The organism is uncultured Thiocystis sp. (genome assembly GCF_903866365.1).
In the GTDB taxonomy this organism is placed as follows: Bacteria; Pseudomonadota; Gammaproteobacteria; order Chromatiales; family Chromatiaceae; genus Chromatium.
This window is the reverse complement of sequence record NZ_CAIPNF010000262.1, coordinates 1-15,678: the sequence shown is the minus strand read 5'-3', so window position 1 is coordinate 15,678 and position 15,678 is coordinate 1. Positions and strand designations below refer to the sequence as shown.

15 protein-coding genes and 2 pseudogenes are annotated in these 15,678 nt (G+C 61.3%); 15 read left to right on the top strand and 2 right to left on the bottom strand.

The features are described from left to right. Nucleotide 1: 1 nt before the first annotated feature. The 14 genes and pseudogenes from hflK to QZY07_RS14395 all read left to right on the top strand — a co-directional run bounded on the left by hflK (nucleotide 2) and on the right by QZY07_RS14395 (nucleotide 12,732). A complete protein-coding gene (gene hflK / locus QZY07_RS14450; RefSeq protein WP_295404066.1) occupies nucleotides 2–1,174 on the top strand; it encodes an FtsH protease activity modulator HflK in 1,173 nt (390 codons plus the stop codon). A gap of 2 nt (nucleotides 1,175–1,176) precedes the next feature. Next, complete coding sequence (gene hflC, locus QZY07_RS14445; protein ID WP_295404065.1) at nucleotides 1,177–2,058, top strand: protease modulator HflC; 882 nt, start codon at nucleotides 1,177–1,179, stop codon at nucleotides 2,056–2,058. 86 nt (nucleotides 2,059–2,144) lie between these two features. Then, nucleotides 2,145–2,411: a hypothetical protein gene (locus tag QZY07_RS14440; RefSeq protein WP_295404062.1), complete on the top strand. Its 267-nt coding sequence runs from the start codon at nucleotides 2,145–2,147 to the stop codon at nucleotides 2,409–2,411. 12 nt (nucleotides 2,412–2,423) lie between these two features. Then, nucleotides 2,424–2,678, top strand: a pseudogene (locus QZY07_RS27460) (DNA methyltransferase); the annotation flags it as partial. A 67-nt stretch (nucleotides 2,679–2,745) separates the two neighbouring features. Continuing rightward, nucleotides 2,746–3,000: a DUF1640 domain-containing protein gene (locus tag QZY07_RS14435; protein ID WP_295404060.1), complete on the top strand. Its 255-nt coding sequence runs from the start codon at nucleotides 2,746–2,748 to the stop codon at nucleotides 2,998–3,000. Between the two features lie 15 nt (nucleotides 3,001–3,015). Further along, nucleotides 3,016–3,255 carry a DUF1640 domain-containing protein gene (locus QZY07_RS14430; protein WP_295404057.1) on the top strand — a complete coding sequence of 80 codons (240 nt, stop codon included), beginning with the start codon at nucleotides 3,016–3,018 and terminating at the stop codon, nucleotides 3,253–3,255. A 465-nt stretch (nucleotides 3,256–3,720) separates the two neighbouring features. Then, nucleotides 3,721–3,903, top strand: a complete 183-nt coding sequence (locus QZY07_RS14425) for a DUF2065 domain-containing protein (RefSeq protein ID WP_295404055.1) — start codon at nucleotides 3,721–3,723, stop codon at nucleotides 3,901–3,903. Continuing rightward, nucleotides 3,903–5,144, top strand: a complete 1,242-nt coding sequence (locus QZY07_RS14420; protein ID WP_295404052.1) for an ATP phosphoribosyltransferase regulatory subunit — start codon at nucleotides 3,903–3,905, stop codon at nucleotides 5,142–5,144. Before QZY07_RS14425 ends, QZY07_RS14420 begins: the two co-directional genes overlap by 1 nt. 12 nt (nucleotides 5,145–5,156) lie before the next feature. After that, a complete protein-coding gene (locus QZY07_RS14415) occupies nucleotides 5,157–6,452 on the top strand; it encodes an adenylosuccinate synthase (RefSeq protein WP_295404049.1) in 1,296 nt (431 codons plus the stop codon). Between the two features lie 67 nt (nucleotides 6,453–6,519). After that, nucleotides 6,520–7,098: a cache domain-containing protein gene (locus QZY07_RS14410; RefSeq protein ID WP_295404046.1), complete on the top strand. Its 579-nt coding sequence runs from the start codon at nucleotides 6,520–6,522 to the stop codon at nucleotides 7,096–7,098. 84 nt (nucleotides 7,099–7,182) lie between these two features. Further along, nucleotides 7,183–8,847 carry a methyl-accepting chemotaxis protein gene (locus QZY07_RS14405; RefSeq protein WP_295404043.1) on the top strand — a complete coding sequence of 555 codons (1,665 nt, stop codon included), beginning with the start codon at nucleotides 7,183–7,185 and terminating at the stop codon, nucleotides 8,845–8,847. Beyond that, a pseudogene (locus QZY07_RS27455) lies at nucleotides 8,750–10,090 on the top strand (DUF2868 domain-containing protein); the annotation flags it as partial. The gene QZY07_RS14405 and the pseudogene QZY07_RS27455, both read left to right, overlap by 98 nt. A gap of 327 nt (nucleotides 10,091–10,417) precedes the next feature. After that, nucleotides 10,418–11,296 carry a DUF2868 domain-containing protein gene (locus tag QZY07_RS27450; protein WP_363184264.1) on the top strand — a complete coding sequence of 293 codons (879 nt, stop codon included), beginning with the start codon at nucleotides 10,418–10,420 and terminating at the stop codon, nucleotides 11,294–11,296. Then, entirely contained in the window at nucleotides 11,296–12,732 is a 1,437-nt protein-coding gene (locus tag QZY07_RS14395; protein ID WP_295404040.1) for a GTPase/DUF3482 domain-containing protein, read from the top strand. The genes QZY07_RS27450 and QZY07_RS14395 overlap by 1 nt, the downstream gene beginning before the upstream one ends. A 146-nt stretch (nucleotides 12,733–12,878) precedes the next feature. Here the strand turns inward: QZY07_RS14395 and QZY07_RS14390 are convergent, their stop codons facing one another. Both QZY07_RS14390 and QZY07_RS14385 read right to left on the bottom strand, forming a co-directional pair. After that, a complete protein-coding gene (locus tag QZY07_RS14390; protein ID WP_295404037.1) occupies nucleotides 12,879–13,751 on the bottom strand; it encodes a polysaccharide lyase in 873 nt (290 codons plus the stop codon). 109 nt (nucleotides 13,752–13,860) lie between these two features. Beyond that, a complete protein-coding gene (locus QZY07_RS14385) occupies nucleotides 13,861–14,907 on the bottom strand; it encodes a polysaccharide lyase (RefSeq protein ID WP_295404034.1) in 1,047 nt (348 codons plus the stop codon). A 575-nt stretch (nucleotides 14,908–15,482) separates the two neighbouring features. On the opposite strand from QZY07_RS14385, the gene QZY07_RS14380 reads away from it, so the two are divergent. Then, on the top strand, nucleotides 15,483–15,678 hold a 196-nt coding region (locus tag QZY07_RS14380), incomplete at its 3' end, for a hypothetical protein (RefSeq protein ID WP_295404031.1).

Genomic DNA, 15,678 nt, shown 5'->3' with positions numbered 1-15,678 from the left:
TATGGCCTGGAATGAGCCAGGTGGCGGTAACCAAGACCCCTGGAGCGGCAAGAGCGGCGGCGATCAAGGTCCACCCGACCTCGATGAAGTCGTGCGCAAGCTTCAGGAGCGACTCGGCGGATTATTCGGCGGCAACAAGCCCTCGGGGAACGGTTCCTCTGGCGGCGGCGCCGGCATCGGTCTGCCGGGCGGTCCATTCAGTTCGCGCGCCATCGGTATTGTTATCGGTGTCCTCGTCGTCGTCTGGCTGGCCTCCGGAATCTACATCGTCGAGCCCGCCGAGCGCGGCGTTGTCATGCGCTTCGGACGCTATGTCGATACCACCGGCCCCGGTCCGCACTGGCATATCCCGATGCCGATCGAGTCGGTCGTCAAGGTCAATGTCGACGAAATCTCCACCTTCAGCCATCGCGCGGCGATGCTGACCCAGGACGAGAATATCGTCGAGGTCGAGCTGACCGTGCAGTCGCGCATTCAGGATGCGGCCGATTATCTGTTCCAGGACCAGGATCCCGAGAAGACCCTCAATGACGCGACCGTGACCGTGGTGCGGGTCACCATCGGTCAAAGCAAGCTCGACTATGTCATGACCGAGGGACGCGGCGCGGTTGCGGTCACCATCAAGGAGCGCATCCAGGCGTTGATGGATCAATACCGAACCGGTCTGATCGTGACCTCCGTCAACATGCAGCCGGCCAAGCCGCCGGATCAGGTCAAGGCGGCCTTCGATGACGCCATCAAGGCGCGCGAGGACAAGGAGCGGCTCGAAAATCAGGCCGAGGCCTATTCCAACGAAGTGCTTCCGCAGGCGCGTGGCGCGGCGGCGCGCATCCTGGCCGACGCCAAGGCCTATCGCGACAAGGTGATCGCCGAATCCGAGGGCGAGGCAGCGCGTTTCACGGCGGTCCTGACGCAGTACGCCAAGGCTCCCGAGGTGACCCGTCAGCGTCTGTATCTGGAGACGATGGAGCAGGTGTTCAGTGAAAACAGCAAGGTTCTGCTCGACGTTCAGGATGGCGCCAACAGTCTTCTCTATCTGCCGGTCGAGCAGCTGATGAAGCAGCGCCAGATGCCGGCTGAACCCGCGCAGACCGAGCCGGTTGGCGCCTTGCATGTACCGGAGCACAGCGATCCTCCGCAGCGAGTGGTCGATCGTGATCGGAGGTCGCGTTAATCATGAATCAGTCCAACCACTTAAAGACCTTTCTTCCTGTCGGCCTCGCCGCGCTGGTGCTCTTTCTCTATGCATTCACCTTCGTGGTCAGGGAGTATGAGGTCGCCATCAAGCTGCGTCTCGGGGAGATCATCTCGGACGACTATCGTGCGGGCATTCACTTCAAGATCCCGATTCTCAACCAGATCAAGATCTTCGATCGCCGCATCCAGACCCTGGATTCGCAACCCGAGCGATTTTTAACGATCGAGAAAAAAGACGTGATCGTCGATTCCTACGCCAAGTGGCGGATCGCGAACGCGGCCCAGTTCTATCGTTCCACCGGCGGTATCAGTGCCCGCACCAGTCGGTTGCTCTCGGAGCGCATCAATACCAGTCTGCGTGACGAATTCGGCAAGCGGACGATCCAGGAAGTCGTCTCGGACGATCGTCTTGCCCTGATGGATATCCTGACGAAGGAAGTGAATGCCAATGCGAGCGATCTGGGTGTCGAGGTCATCGACATTCGGGTCAAGAAGATCGATCTTCCGCCGGAAGTCAGCGAATCCGTGTATCAGCGCATGCGCGCCGAGCGTGAGCGGGTCGCGCGCGATCTACGGGCCAAGGGAGGCGAGGCCGCCGAGCGGATTCGTGCCGACGCCGACCGTCAGCGTACTGTCACGGTCGCCGAGGCGTATAAGGAATCCGAGGTCATTCGCGGTGAGGGCGATGCCAGCGCGACTGAAATCTACGCTGCGGCCTTCAATCAGGATCCCAGCTTTTACTCCTTCTACCGCAGCCTGAATGCCTATCGGATAACCTTCGGCAAGGGCGGCGACATGATGGTCCTGGAACCTGACTCCGAGTTTTTCCGCTTCTTTCGCGAGTCGTCCGGGCAACCCTAAAAGCGCTTCCGCCTCTCTCTGAGTGTGGCGACGTCGCCGCGAACGGCTTAACTGGATGGCATTGACCTCGCCGCTGGACACGCACCATGACCCCGGGACAGTTCGTCGCCAAATGGACCGGTGTCACCCTCAAGGAACGCTCGTCGGCCCAGGAACACTTCCTCGGCTCGACGAACCCACGCCTGCCGAGGCCGACCCGATCGGCGCTTGGTACTGCTTCGAGAAAGGCGCCAAGAAGGCCGGTGGCGGCGATTGTCTGGAAACGCGCCTGCTACGGCTGGGAATACAAGGGGCCCGGCAAGGATCTCCAGAAGCAGAACCCGATCCTCAAACCGCTCGACACCATCCGCTAGCAGGACGCCATCGTGAATGCCGACGGCAGCGAACCGGCGTGGCCCGAGGCCGATGTCATCGTGGGCAATCCGCCGTTTTCTGGGCGGAAGCAAGAAACGCGGCGCGCTGGGCGATGCCTATTTCGCGGCGCTGGCGCGGATCTATGGCGGGCTCGCCCCGCTGGGGCCGATCTGGTCACCTATTGGTTCGAGAAGGCGCGCGCCCAAATTGAAATGGGGCGGGCGCGGGCGGCGGGACTGGTCGCCACCAATTCGATTCGCGGCGGCGCGAATCGCCGGGTGCTGGAGCGCATTTCGTCGGCTACCATCCAGAAACGGAATCACGGAGAAACACATGGCAACGATCACCTTCGACACCCACAAATTCATCCGGCGTCTGGAGACGTCGGGATTCAGTCAAGACCAAGCGGAGGCCGTCGCGGAAGCCTTCAAGTGCGCGCAGGAAGACCAGAAACCGGTGACGCAGGAGTATCTGGACTATCGACTGAAGACCGATCTGGCGGAGTTGAAACTCGACCTGCTCAAATGGATGACCGGCGCACTGATTGCCCAGGCGGCGGTGATTGCGACGCTGGTCAAACTGCTCTAACCGACGGAGAAGCAAATGACAACGATCACATTCGATACGTTGCAACTTGTGGACAAACTCAAGGCAGCAGGCTTCCCGCCCGAGCAGGCGGAATCCGTGGTCCGGGCGATCAGCGCAGCGCAGTCGGAGTTGGTCACGAAGGACATTCTGGAACAGGCGCTCGCCCCGCTGCGCACCGACCTGACGGTATTGAAATGGATGATGGGGGTTCTGCTGGCAGGGGTCATGTCGCTCATTCTGAAGGAATTATTTTAAGCGCACTGCCGCGCATCTTCAACGCCTGGTCTGACGAACCCTGGATCAACGAGGGCGCGGCGGTCCGGGTGTCGTTGGTGTGTTTCGGGCACTCGGACGCGCCGCCGATGCTCGATGGGCAGGCGGTGGCGGGGATTTATGCGGATTTGACGCCTGGCACCGAGGTGACCGATTCGGATCTGACCACCGCCCAACGCCTAGCGACGAATATAGGAGCGAGTTTCCAGGGAGCTTCCAAGAAAGGAGCTTTATGACCCATTGGGGCCATCATCTGCGCACGGTCCAGTGGGCGCTCCATGCCTGGTGTTGGTAGTGGCGGACTCCGTTGATCGGTTCGCCCGTTCACTCCAGCGTTTTCCGAGGTTGGACAAACGCCGGGCTGTCTGAAAAGATAACGGCCTTTGGGCGCACTGACTCTGACGGGGCATTGCGTTCGTCAATCCAACGCTCGGGACTCATCCGTTTGTGCATGACATCCTAGTCGCTTTTGCGCTTCTGCTGGTCATCGAAGGCATCTGGCCTTTTCTGCATCCAGCCAGCTTCCGGCGCGCGCTGGCCATGATCGCCGCAGAGGGCGAGCGGCCGTTGCGCATCGCCGGGCTCATAAGCATGCTCGCGGGTCTCGGGCTCCTGTATCTGGTGAACTGATGACTGCGATGAACGAGGAACGCTGGCTCCTGCCCGCCGGCATCGAAGAGGTGCTGCCGCCCCAGGCGCGGATCATGGAATCCCTGCGGCGCGAGTTGCTGGACCTCTACGCGAGTTGGGGTTACGAACTCGTGATCCCGCCGTTCATCGATTATCTGGAGTCGCTGCTGACCGGAACCGGGCAGGATCTCGACCTTCAGACCTTCAAGCTGACCGATCAGCTCACCGGGCGCCTGCTCGGGGTGCGCGCGGACATGACCCCACAGGTCGCGCGCATGGATGCCCATCATCTACGCCGCGACACCCCGACCCGTCTCTGCTATCTGGGCACGGTGCTGCACACCCGCACCGACGGTTTCGCGGGCACCCGCAGTCCGCTCCAGATTGGCGCCGAGATCTACGGTCACGCCGGGATCGAGAGCGATACCGAAATCCTGCGGCTTATCCTGCTGACCCTGCGCGCGGCCGGGATCGCCGAAAGCTATCTTGACCTCGGGCATGTGGGCATCTTTCGCGGACTGGCGCGTCAGGCGGACCTGGATACCAACCAGGAACACGAAATGTTTGGCGCGCTGCAACGCAAGGCGATTCCTGAAATCGAGTCGCTGATCGGCGGCTTCGGCGTCACTGGCGCCCCGGCGCGGATGCTGATCGCGCTGGCCGAACTCAACGGTAGCGATGCCCTGACCCGAGCGGATGCCTTGCTGAGCGCCGCCGACCGTCCGGTGCGCGAGGCGGTGGACTATCTGCGTCGGCTGGCCGACGAACTGAACCGCTGGCATCCGGAGGTTTCGGTCCACTACGATCTCGCCGAACTGCGCGGCTATCATTATAAAACCGGAGCCGTGTTCGCCGCTTTCGTTCCCGGCTGGGGGCTGGAGGTCGCGCGTGGCGGACGCTATGACGATATCGGCCGAGTGTTCGGGCGGGCGCGTCCGGCGGTCGGTTTTAGCACCGATCTGAAAAGTCTCCTGCAACACGGGCAGGGGCTCGAACAGCGCTATCGGGCGACCGCTCCGGTCTATGCGCCCTGGTCTGCGGATCCGGCCCTGCGCGCGACCGTGGAGCGGTTGCGCGCGTCCGGCGAGCGGGTGATCAACGCCTTGCCGGGACTGCAACAGGATCCGCGCCAGCTCGGCTGCCGGCGGAGGCTCGCGGAGCGCGATGGCCGTTGGGAATTACAAACGCTCGACGAGCTGGATCACCAATCATTCGATCAACCGTCGCTCGATAACCAGTAGGAAGCGTGATAGATGGGCAATAACGTCGTAGTCATTGGCGCCCAGTGGGGCGATGAGGGCAAGGGCAAGGTCGTGGATCTCCTCACCGACCGGGCCGCCGCGGTGGTGCGCTTTCAGGGCGGTCACAATGCCGGACATACCCTGGTCATCGACGGCGTCAAGACCGTCCTGCATCTGGTGCCCTCCGGGGTGCTCCGCGAGGGCGTGCGCTGTCTGATCGGCAACGGCGTGGTGCTCTCGCCCCAGGCGCTGTTCGACGAGATCGGCATGCTGGAACAGTCCGGCGTGCCGGCGCGCGAGCGGATCGGCATCAGCGCGGCCTGTCCGCTGATCCTGCCCTATCACATCGCGCTCGACCATGCCCGCGAGATTGCGCGAGGCGCCAGGGCGATCGGCACCACCGGGCGCGGCATCGGCCCGGCTTACGAAGACAAAACCTCGCGGCGCGGCATCCGGCTGGGTGAATTACTCGATGCCAAGCACTTCCAGGAGCGTCTGCGCGAGGTGCTCGACTATCACAATTTCGCGCTCGAACACTATTTCAAGACCGAGCGGGTCGATTACGCCGCCGTGCTCGACGAGGCGCTGGGCCATGCCGACGCGCTGCGTCCCTTGATCGTGGACGTGCCCGGACTCTTGCACGAACTGCGCGCGCAGGGTCGGGATGTCCTGTTCGAGGGCGCCCAGGGCGCGCTGCTCGACATCGATCATGGCACCTATCCCTATGTCACCTCCTCCACCACCACGGCGGGCGGAGCGGCGAGCGGCAGCGGGGTCGGACCGCGCGATCTCGATTATGTGCTGGGGATCGTCAAAGCCTACACGACGCGCGTGGGCGCTGGACCCTTCCCGACCGAACTCTTCGATGCCGATGGCGAGCGGCTCGGCGCGCGCGGCAACGAATTCGGCGCGACCACCGGACGCAAGCGCCGCTGCGGCTGGCTCGACATGGTGGCGCTCAAACGCTCCTTCGCGATCAACAGCGCCACCGGCATCTGCATGACCAAGCTCGATGTGCTCGATGGCCTGGAGACGGTGAAAATCTGTACCAGTTATGTCATGGATGGCGAGGAGCTTGCCGTCCCGCCGGTCGGCGCGGATGCCTTCGCGCGCTGTCAGCCGCGGTATCTGGAATGCCCCGGCTGGTCCGAATCGACCTTCGGGGTGACCTCGCTCGCGGATTTGCCGGCGAATGCGCGCGCCTATCTGGAGACCATCGAGCGCTTGAGCGGTTTGCCGATCGACATCATTTCGACCGGTCCCGATCGGGTCGAGACCCTGATTCGTCGGCATCCGTTCGACGTTTGAGGCGCGCGGTCGATCATGCGGGTGTTCGATTCCCACTCTCTTGCCACTGACACGATGGAGATATCCGATGTCCTACCGAAAGCTGTGTGCGGCGTTGACGCTCGCTACCGGACTGTGCGTGACTCTTCCGACGCTTGCCGCCGATGGGGATCTGCCTGAAGCCGTGAATCAGATCCTCCCGATGCTGCAGGAATGGGGCTCCAATCCGATCCTGGTCGAGGCCGTGCGGGAGCAGAATGCACTCGCCCGGCCGCTGGAGGAGATCAAGCGGCTCGACGCGGAGTGGATGGCGGCCAGCGGCGTGACGCCTTTCATGGAAGGCATGATGAACAGCGCTCCCGCGCAAGAGCTGAAGCGACTGGAGCAAACCAAGCCCTATTTTCTCGAACTCTTCCTGATGGACCGTCAGGGCGCCAACGTGGCCATGACCAACAAGACCTCGGATTACTGGCAGGGCGATGAGGAAAAATTCACCCACTCATTCAAGGGCGGGCAGGGCGCCCTGAATATCAGCGAGGTGAAGTTCGACGAGAGCGCCCAGGTCTATCTGGTGCAGGTCTCGGTGCCGGTGCTGGATGAGGGGCGCGCGATTGGCGCCATGACCATCGGCATCGATCTCGACCAACTCGGGGAGTCGGAGCAGTAGCGACGTGTCGGTCGTGAGCAAGAACTCGGGGCGCACAGCAGGTTCACGCACGAATTCGAGTACGTCATCAGGAGCGACCGAGGGATGAAATGGTCTCAAAATCTTGCGTTTCGCTACAAATTGGTCCTTCCGCTGGGATTGATCGCGCTGCTGTTCATCCTGTTCGCTTGGGGCACACTGCGTCGGGTAGACACGCTCGGTGAAGAAGTTGCCAGCCTAGCGCGGGCCAACATGCCGGTGGGCGCCCTGCTGCTGCAGGCCGACCGTGACCTCTATCAGACATTGGTGGCGGAACGCACCCTGATCTTCATGAACGTCGGATCGCCGGACTATGCCGGGATGGCGGCGCAGCACGCCGAGAATCTCAAGCAAGCGCACGAGCGAATTGATCGCGCATCCGCGATCATCGCGGCCAGCTATCTGGGATCCGCCCACGAAATTTCAGAAAAACTTAAAACTTTCGAAGAATTACGCCAAGTCTGGGAGGATCTCAGTCACCGGGTGGTGCGCGAACGTGGTTTGGATACCAGGGCTGGGCGCTCGACCGCGATCGATCTCACGCTGCGCGAAGCGCGCGAGGCCTTCGAGCGAATGCGGACGATCCTGGACCAGCTCGAAGAGGTCGTCACGGATTTCTCCGAGCAAGCCGCCGGGCGTACCGAGTCGGCGGTGTCGGCCAGTCGGCTGCAAACGCTGGTTCTGCTGGCGATTGGCATGGGGTTCCTGGCGCTGATGGCGTTGGGACTGCCGCCGCTGATCATTGGACCCCTGCGGCGTATCCTGCATCGCGTGCAAGACCTCGCCGAGGGTGTGGGCGATCTGACGGTGCGGCTGAACGAGGACACGCGCGACGAGGTGGGCGAATTGGCGAAGAGCTTCAACCGTTTGCTCGCCAAGCTGCATCGGTTGGTCGCGCAGGCCGCGACCTCGGCGCAGCAGGTCGATGACGCCTCCGAGCGCCTGGCGACGGTGGCGACCAAGAGCGACGATGCCTTGCTGGAGCAGTCGACCCAAATCCAGATGGTCGCCACGGCTATGCACGAGATGGCGGCCACGGTGAACGAGGTCGCGCTCAATACCGCGCGCGCCGCCGAGAGTGCCCGCACCGCCGACGTTGGGGTGCGCTCCGGCGCCAAGGTGGTGGGCGAGGCGTCGGTGGCGATCGGGCAGCTTGCCGAGGTGGTTTCCAGGGCCACCGAGGCCATCGCCGTGCTGGAGTCCGAGACCAAGCAGATCGGTGCCGTGCTGGAGGTCATCAAGGGCATCGCCGAGCAGACCAGCCTGCTCGCCTTGAACGCGGCCATCGAGGCGGCGCGCGCGGGCGAGCGCGGACGCGGGTTTGCCGTGGTCGCGGCCGAGGTCCGTAACCTGGCCTCGCGCACCCAGCAATCGACGGGCGAGATCGAATCCATGATCTCCTCCCTGCAGGCAAGCGCCCGGAATGTGGTTGGCGTCATGCAGGCGGGACGCGGCATGGTCGACGCGACCCTGCAAAAAGCCTCCCAGGCCAGCCAATCGCTGGAGGAGATCACCCGTGCGGTCACCACCATCAACGCAATGAATGACCAGATCGCGAGCGCCGCCGAGGAACAGACGGCGGTGACCGAGGAAATCAACGGCAACACACTCAGTATCCAGCGTTTGGCCGAGCATGCGGTGGCGGCGAATCGTCAGACCGCGCTCGCGCGCGGCGAGCTGGTCTCGCTCGCCCAGTCGTTGCATGCTGGTCTGTCGCAATTCAAGGTGTGAACCGACGCAGGAATCACTGGCTATGGATCCCCGACACGAAGGCACCAACCCCACCCTGGCCGAGGATCCGCCTCTCGGAGATGCAACGTGGACCGTCGCCGACATCATCGACTTCGAATATTACCTCGATGCCGATGAAGGAAAACTGCGCGAACAGCCTGCCTCGCGCAAGGCACTCGCCGAGCGCGACCGCGCGCTCTATCTCGACCGCATCGAGGGAGACGTTGCGCCAGCCCAACCGCATACGCCTTCGCACCGCCGGACGAGTCTGCGCCGCTGGCTGACCGCGCGGCGCACCGACGAGGATCCGAGCATGCGTCCGCTCCTGCCCGGCGGCGCCTTTGCCGCGGCACAGCGTCTGGGCACCTTCGCGCTGGCCGTGGGCGGGTTTCTGCTTGGGATCGGGGTCGCCTCCGCCCTGCTGAATTACGACGGTCACCGCCCGATCAGCGTTCCCTCCTTTGTCTTTCTGTTGGTGGTGGTGCAATTCCTCTTCGTGCTCGCCGCCGTGTGGGCCTGGACCTTGCGCAGCATCCGTCACCCTGGGGGCGGAGGTCAGGATACCTGGCTGCTGACCCAGGTCATGCGTCCGCTGCTGACCCGCGCGGCGAGCTGGTTGCAGCAACAGCGACTGAATCAGTCCACCGCGGAGATCCGCGAACGCGCGCTCGCGACCCAGGGACTGGTGAAATCGCACTACGCCATCTATGGGCCGGTGTCCTATTTTCCGCTGCTGATCCCGGCCCAGGTGTTCGGGGTGGCGTTCAATCTCGGGGTCATTCTCACCACGATCTTCCTGGAATGGTTCACCGATCTGGCCTTCGGTTGGGGCACCTCGCTGATCGCCCATCCGCAGACCATTTATGACATCACCCGCGCCATCGCCTTTCCATGGAGTTGGCTATTCGGCGAGGGGACCGGCTATCCGACGCTCGATCAGATCGCCGGCTCGCGCGTCTATCTGGAGCAATGGGCCGCCGCCACGCCCTCGTTTCAGCCCGATCCGGAGCATCTGCGCTCCTGGCGCTGGTTCCTGGTGCTGGCGGTCCTGACCTACGGGCTGCTGCCGCGACTGATTCTGCTCAGTCTTTCGGTGTTGCTGCAGCGTCTGGCGCTTGCCCGACTGCCGTTCACGCACGGTCGCATCCAGGCCCTCTATGCGCGGATGCTGACACCGATTCTGGACACGAGCGCGGCCGTGATGGAGAAGGGGCCGGAGATGCCGATTCCCGCGCCGCTCGCGCCACGCGGTCCGCGCTCGGGATTGGTGGGACCGCTGGTCGGAGAAAAGCCGGTGAGCCTTGCGCGGCCCTGGCGCGAAAAGTCCACGCCGACGTTGCGGAAACCCGCGGCCAAGCCCGTTCCGCCGGTTCTTTTGCCGCGTTCGGACCAGGCGGTGCCGGTGGTGCGGCGGGAGACCGAGGTCGAGGTCAAACCAGAAATCGAACCGCTGGAGTCGCTGTCGCCGCCTGTCTCTCCGCGATCTGAAGAGGCGAAGGCGTCGGAGGAGGGCGAGACCGCCACCTCGTTTAGAGCCCCGCCGCCAAGTCCGCCCGAGACTGAGCAGGAAATCGAGCAGGCGCCTGAAAGCAAGCCTGAGCTTGAAGCGCTGGAGCCGGAGCGAAAACCCGCGCCCGAGCCCGAGCCCGAGCCCGAGCCCGAGCCCGAGCCTGAGCTGGAGCCCGAGCCCGAGCCCGAGCCCGAGCCCGAGCCAGAGCCGGAACCTGAGCTGGAGCCAGAGCCGGAACCTGAGCTGGAGCCCGAGCCGGAACCTGAGCTGGAGCCCGAGCCGGAACCTGAGCCTGAGCCTGAGCCTGAGCCTGAGCCTGAGCCTGAGCCTGAACCTGAGCAGGAACCCGAGCCGGAACCTGAGCCGGAACCTGAGCCCGAGCCAGAACCCGAGCCAGAATCTGAACCTGAGCGGGAACCCCAGTCGGAACTAAAGCCCGCATTCGCAACGCCCCCGCTCGCAACCGATGGCGCGCCCCGCTTCGCCCCGGACGCCTGCCTGTTACTGGTGCATGTGGACGTGGACGATGTCCTGGAAGCTGAAGATCGCCCACGTCTCGAACAACTGCTGACCCAGCTGACCGGTTGGCGGGTGTCGGCCTACGCGACCTTCGGCGCCGGCAGCGCCATGACCGCGCGGGCGCTGGATCTTCTGGAGCATGGCGACTGGCAGGCCCCGCCGCCGCGCATCGCGGTGGTCCAGGACGGTTCGCAGCCGCCGATCACCGAGAATCTGCTGTTCCTGCGCGAACTGCGCGCCGCTGCCGGTACTCAGGCCCAGATGCTGCTGGCCCTGGTGGGTGACCCGGAGGATGATGATCGCCTGCCGCCCCTGCGCGCGTTCGACTTCACCGATTGGCAGCGCAAGATCGACCAGATGGCCGATCCCTATCTGCGCCTGGAGATGCTGGCAACCCCCAGCGAGGATGGAGACGTCTGATGGCCACGAAGATCCCTCGGCTGGCAATCATGGGACACCCGAACGCCGGGAAGTCCTCGGTGGTGGCGACCCTCACCGAAAACGATCAGGTCGCCATCGACAAGCGCGCGGGCACCACGACCGAATCGGATGTCTACCCCGTCGTCATCGATGGCCGCACGGTGATTGAGTTCATCGACACCCCAGGGTTCCAGAACCCGAACGCGATCCTGGAGTGGTTTCAGGCCAACGCGGACAAGCGGGATCTGGCCCGCGCCTTCGTCGCCGCCCACCGCGCGGACCCGCTCTTTTCGCACGACTGTGCCCTGCTGGAGCCGGTCGCCGAGGGCGCTGGCATCATTCTGGTGGTCGACGGCTCCAAGCGGATCAAGGAAAAGGATCGAGTCGAGATCGAACTGCTGCGTCTCACCGCCCGTCCGCGCATGGCGATCCTCAATAATCTGACCAAGCAGGATCGCTATATGAGTCAGTGGCAGGACGCGCTGAGCAAGGCGTTCAACTCGGTGCGTGAGTTCAACGCCCATCGCGCGACCTATGCCGAGCGGATCAAGCTGTTGAGCGCGCTCAAAAGTATTGATCAGCGTTGGGAACATCTGGTCGAGAATGCCATCGATGCTTTCGCGATGGATTGGGACCGGCGCACCGATCAGGCCGCCGCCACCATTCTGGATCTGCTCAAGGACTCGCTGACCTACAAGGTGTCCAAAACGGTCAAGGACAGCAAGCTCGTCTTCAAGAGCGGTCGGGACCGGGTCAAGGCCGAGATCACGGCCGAGTTCGAGGATGGACTGCGCCGGCTGGAGAGTGCCGCGCAGGAGCAGATCCGGGTGCATTTCCGACACAACGTCTGGAATGTCTCGACCGACTCCGTGCTGGGACAGGATCTGCTCTCCGACGAGGTTGGGCAGGCGCTCGGACTCTCTAGGCGTCAGTTGGCGCTGGTTGGCATGGCCGCCGGCGCAGCCTCCGGGGTGACCCTCGATCTGGCCACCGCTGGCCATTCCTTGGGCGCCGGCGCCTTTTTTGGCGCGGCCGCCGGTGGCGTGCTGGGCATGGTCGGCGGCAAGGCATTGGCGAAGTTCGATATCGAGCGCGCGCCCGGCACCCACCGTTTCACGATCGGTCCGGTCTCCAATCCACGCTTTCCCTTCGTGCTGCTCGATCGCGTCATGCTCTACAGCGCGCGGGCGATGAACTGGGCGCATGGTCGTCAGGCCGCCGAGGAAGACGCCCCCGACAAGGTGCCCGACAAGGCGATTCGCAAACAGGGTTTCAGCGAGGAATTATCCGCCCAGCAGCAGCGCGAACTCGCGCGTTTCTTCAGCTCCGCCCGGCGTGGCAGAGAACCGGAGCGAGAAGACGAATGCAGAGAAATTGTCAAGGGTATCTTGCGGGGTGTCTCAATGAGCGAGATTGATAGCCGCAGCAATCTCTGAGCTGAAGCGATATTCCGAATCAATCGTTGCGTAAATCATTTCCGTATAGTTCCGCTCGAACATTAACCGGCAACGGTTTGAGCCCGAGGGTACGTACTTACGCAACGATCCGTCATCCTGGCGTGCGGCAATTCGGCTGCGGACTTTTAGCGACCCGGAGCAACCGCGTCGTATGAGCCTTCCTTGCCCCAGGCAGCGCGATATTCATCGTGAAAGATTGTGCGCTGCACGACAGGCTCATTGTTTAAGTTTCGTGTACGCCAGCCGTTGTACATGCCAAATTTTGGATAGGCTTCTCCGTGGCCACTGTAGTAGTTACGCCCTGTATACTTAAAGACAAGATTGCCATCGACCCAAATCTGGGTCATGCCTTTCGAGCCGGAATCGAATTTTGTATTCACAACGAAATCAACCCATTTATTCGTTGAATACTTGGCAATGTTACCCCGAAACTGTGCGTATTCCGTTTTCTTCGATTGCTTGGCCAACGGCTCGTCCGTGCCACGTAAGACCAATTGGATATCTCCGCCGGTCGATGAGCCAGGCCGTAGACTCAACTGCAATGGCGGGCTAAGCGACGGAAAATCGCTTTTTGACATGTCGGCGGGCCGACTGTGATGCAGTTGGAAGAAGATCTCGTAAGTGTATTGATTGAGCGTTGGGTAAGGCGATGGCACATAGATGCTGAAGCCAAACCAGTACTCTTCTGTGTTCTCTCCATGGTTGACATCCATCGAGATCTTGTGGCTGGCCTCCGTACGATACATCGTCTCACTTGTGAGACGGTTGACAACCGATTTCATTGAACCGTTGCCGCGCCTCGAAAACTGCGTCGACAGCGTAGGGCAGTTTCCTGAACAGTTTAAACCCGAGCCAATGCTGCCTTGTCCAGATGACCCAGGTTCGAAGTTGATATACACAGGGTTGGCAATGACCGGCGCGCTTCCAAGTGCCAGCAGAATGGATGAGGTGATGCCGATCTTCAGGCCACGTATCTTTTTTTTCAAAAGGTCACCCAATTATTTTCAGAATGAATAGGTTGCGCTGCGTCAGTGTTTTGACGCATAGACAGCGTAACCTATTCGGAAATAATTGATCAACCTTTCAATCGTTAATTCATCGTAATGATTAATTAACTTTTCTTAAGACAGGTGCAAGGATTGGTCGGGCGCTGTTCGTGCCCGGCGAGACGGCGGCAAAGCTACCCGCATTGCCCCAAGCGATGCGATATCCATCATGAAATAAGGTTCGCTTGGTCACAGGCTCGTCAATGTCACGGGTGCGCCACCCATTGTAGATGCCAAATTTCGGGTAAGGATCGCCATGCCCGTTGTAATAGGTTTTTCCCTTATAATCGAGCGCAAGCACTCCGTCCACCCAGATTTGAGTAAATCCAGCACTGCCGTAATCAAACCGCGTGTGAACAACAAAATCAATCCATCGATCCGTCTTGTACGAGGCAATGTCGCCATTAAAAACTAGCCGCGCATTATTATCGATCATTTGTGGATAAGGCATTTCCATTGCGCGCAGTTTTACACGAATGGCCCCGCTTTCCGATGATTCCGGTTTGACGTTCATTTCGAGAGGCGGGCTGCCGCCTTCATACTCCGCCGCCGTCATGCCATCTGGTGGACTGCTATGGATTTGGAAGAAAATCTCGTAAATCGGATTCTTGAGAACTGGATAAGGCGAGGGAACATAGAGACTGAAACCAAACCAATAGTCGGTCGTTGCCTCGCCCCGGTTTCTGTCAAGATCAACAACATCAGCGTGTGGTCGCACTTCCGTTCTATACATGGTCTCGCTGTTGATGCGATCGACGACACTTTTGAGGGATGCTCGCCCATCCCTTGCCACTTCTGTTGAAATCACGGGGCAGTTACCGGAACATCTGAAGCCAGGAGCAGGCTTACCGACCTCGGGCTGTCCGTCAGCCTCAAAATCCCACCCGAGTGGATTGGCGTCGACCGGCGAATTCCATCCGGACAACGCGGTTGACATCACGACGCTTACCATTATGAGAGATCGGGGCAGGCGCGTCTGTCCGCGTTTTGTCAGGGCGGTCTCAGGGGGATTTACGCCAATGTTGCGACCGGCTTCCCGGGAACTGCTGGGCAATGTTGGTTGCGTGGTTGACATGGGAGGCTGATGACTGAAAAAGCGATTTTTCATAGACACACCTTAGGTCTAACTGATTGATTATAATGCATTCTAACGCAGGACGACTTGCATGTTCTGCGAGATTGAAATGCCAACCCGATGTCTTGCTTCTGAAAAATCCATATAGTTTAAGCGTGAGAATATCGAGTGATTGGCTCATCGACTTTGGCAAACGCTGTGCAACGCTCGTGTTGCTAGGGTATATCGACAACACTTCTGGTTCGGCGGATTATCCTCGTTCTACTGAATCCTTAAGATTCTGGACGAACGACCAATCACGTCGGCAAGGGGCGACTTTTGCCTCTGCATTGTGCCAGCCAGAAAATCCAAATGCGAATTCTTGAGTCAGCCGGTTTGCGCAAGCAAAATTCTAGAGTCGCTATGCAAAGCTTAACGTGGCCTTTGTCACATTCTTACTATTTTTGAATGCCTTAAACTTTTTCACTTTTCACATTTGGGTGCTGCCCTCATCACCTATCGCATTCTGGCATACTGTAACGCTAAGGCAAGCAAACGGTGAGGTCGATGTCCTCGTTCTTGACGCGGCGCCACAACCGCTCGACAAAAATATTGACCGATGCCCGCCCATGTCCATCCATGCGGATGGCGATAACCTCGCGCAGGACGATCGGATCCCCGTCAAGGTCGCGCTCGTGAACGGCGACCGCAAGGTCTGCGTTGAAGAGCTCGGGCCGGCCGTCGGCAAGGAGCGCCTCTTCCAGTCCGTCCACGCAGAACCCGCATCCAGGGTGTGGGGCAGACGCCAGGTGCCGGATGCAAACC

What these genes read in the sequence shown, in the direction of transcription:
- hflK (WP_295404066.1), top strand. Translation starts at nt 2, where the DNA reads ATGGCCTGGAATGAGCCAGGTGGCGGTAACCAAGACCCCTGGAGCGGC.
- hflC (WP_295404065.1), top strand. Translation starts at nt 1,177, where the DNA reads ATGAATCAGTCCAACCACTTAAAGACCTTTCTTCCTGTCGGCCTCGCC.
- QZY07_RS14440 (WP_295404062.1), top strand. Translation starts at nt 2,145, where the DNA reads ATGACCCCGGGACAGTTCGTCGCCAAATGGACCGGTGTCACCCTCAAG.
- QZY07_RS14435 (WP_295404060.1), top strand. Translation starts at nt 2,746, where the DNA reads ATGGCAACGATCACCTTCGACACCCACAAATTCATCCGGCGTCTGGAG.
- QZY07_RS14430 (WP_295404057.1), top strand. Translation starts at nt 3,016, where the DNA reads ATGACAACGATCACATTCGATACGTTGCAACTTGTGGACAAACTCAAG.
- QZY07_RS14420 (WP_295404052.1), top strand. Translation starts at nt 3,903, where the DNA reads ATGACTGCGATGAACGAGGAACGCTGGCTCCTGCCCGCCGGCATCGAA.
- QZY07_RS14415 (WP_295404049.1), top strand. Translation starts at nt 5,157, where the DNA reads ATGGGCAATAACGTCGTAGTCATTGGCGCCCAGTGGGGCGATGAGGGC.
- QZY07_RS14410 (WP_295404046.1), top strand. Translation starts at nt 6,520, where the DNA reads ATGTCCTACCGAAAGCTGTGTGCGGCGTTGACGCTCGCTACCGGACTG.
- QZY07_RS14405 (WP_295404043.1), top strand. Translation starts at nt 7,183, where the DNA reads ATGAAATGGTCTCAAAATCTTGCGTTTCGCTACAAATTGGTCCTTCCG.
- QZY07_RS14395 (WP_295404040.1), top strand. Translation starts at nt 11,296, where the DNA reads ATGGCCACGAAGATCCCTCGGCTGGCAATCATGGGACACCCGAACGCC.
- QZY07_RS14385 (WP_295404034.1), bottom strand. Translation starts at nt 14,907, where the DNA reads ATGAAAAATCGCTTTTTCAGTCATCAGCCTCCCATGTCAACCACGCAA.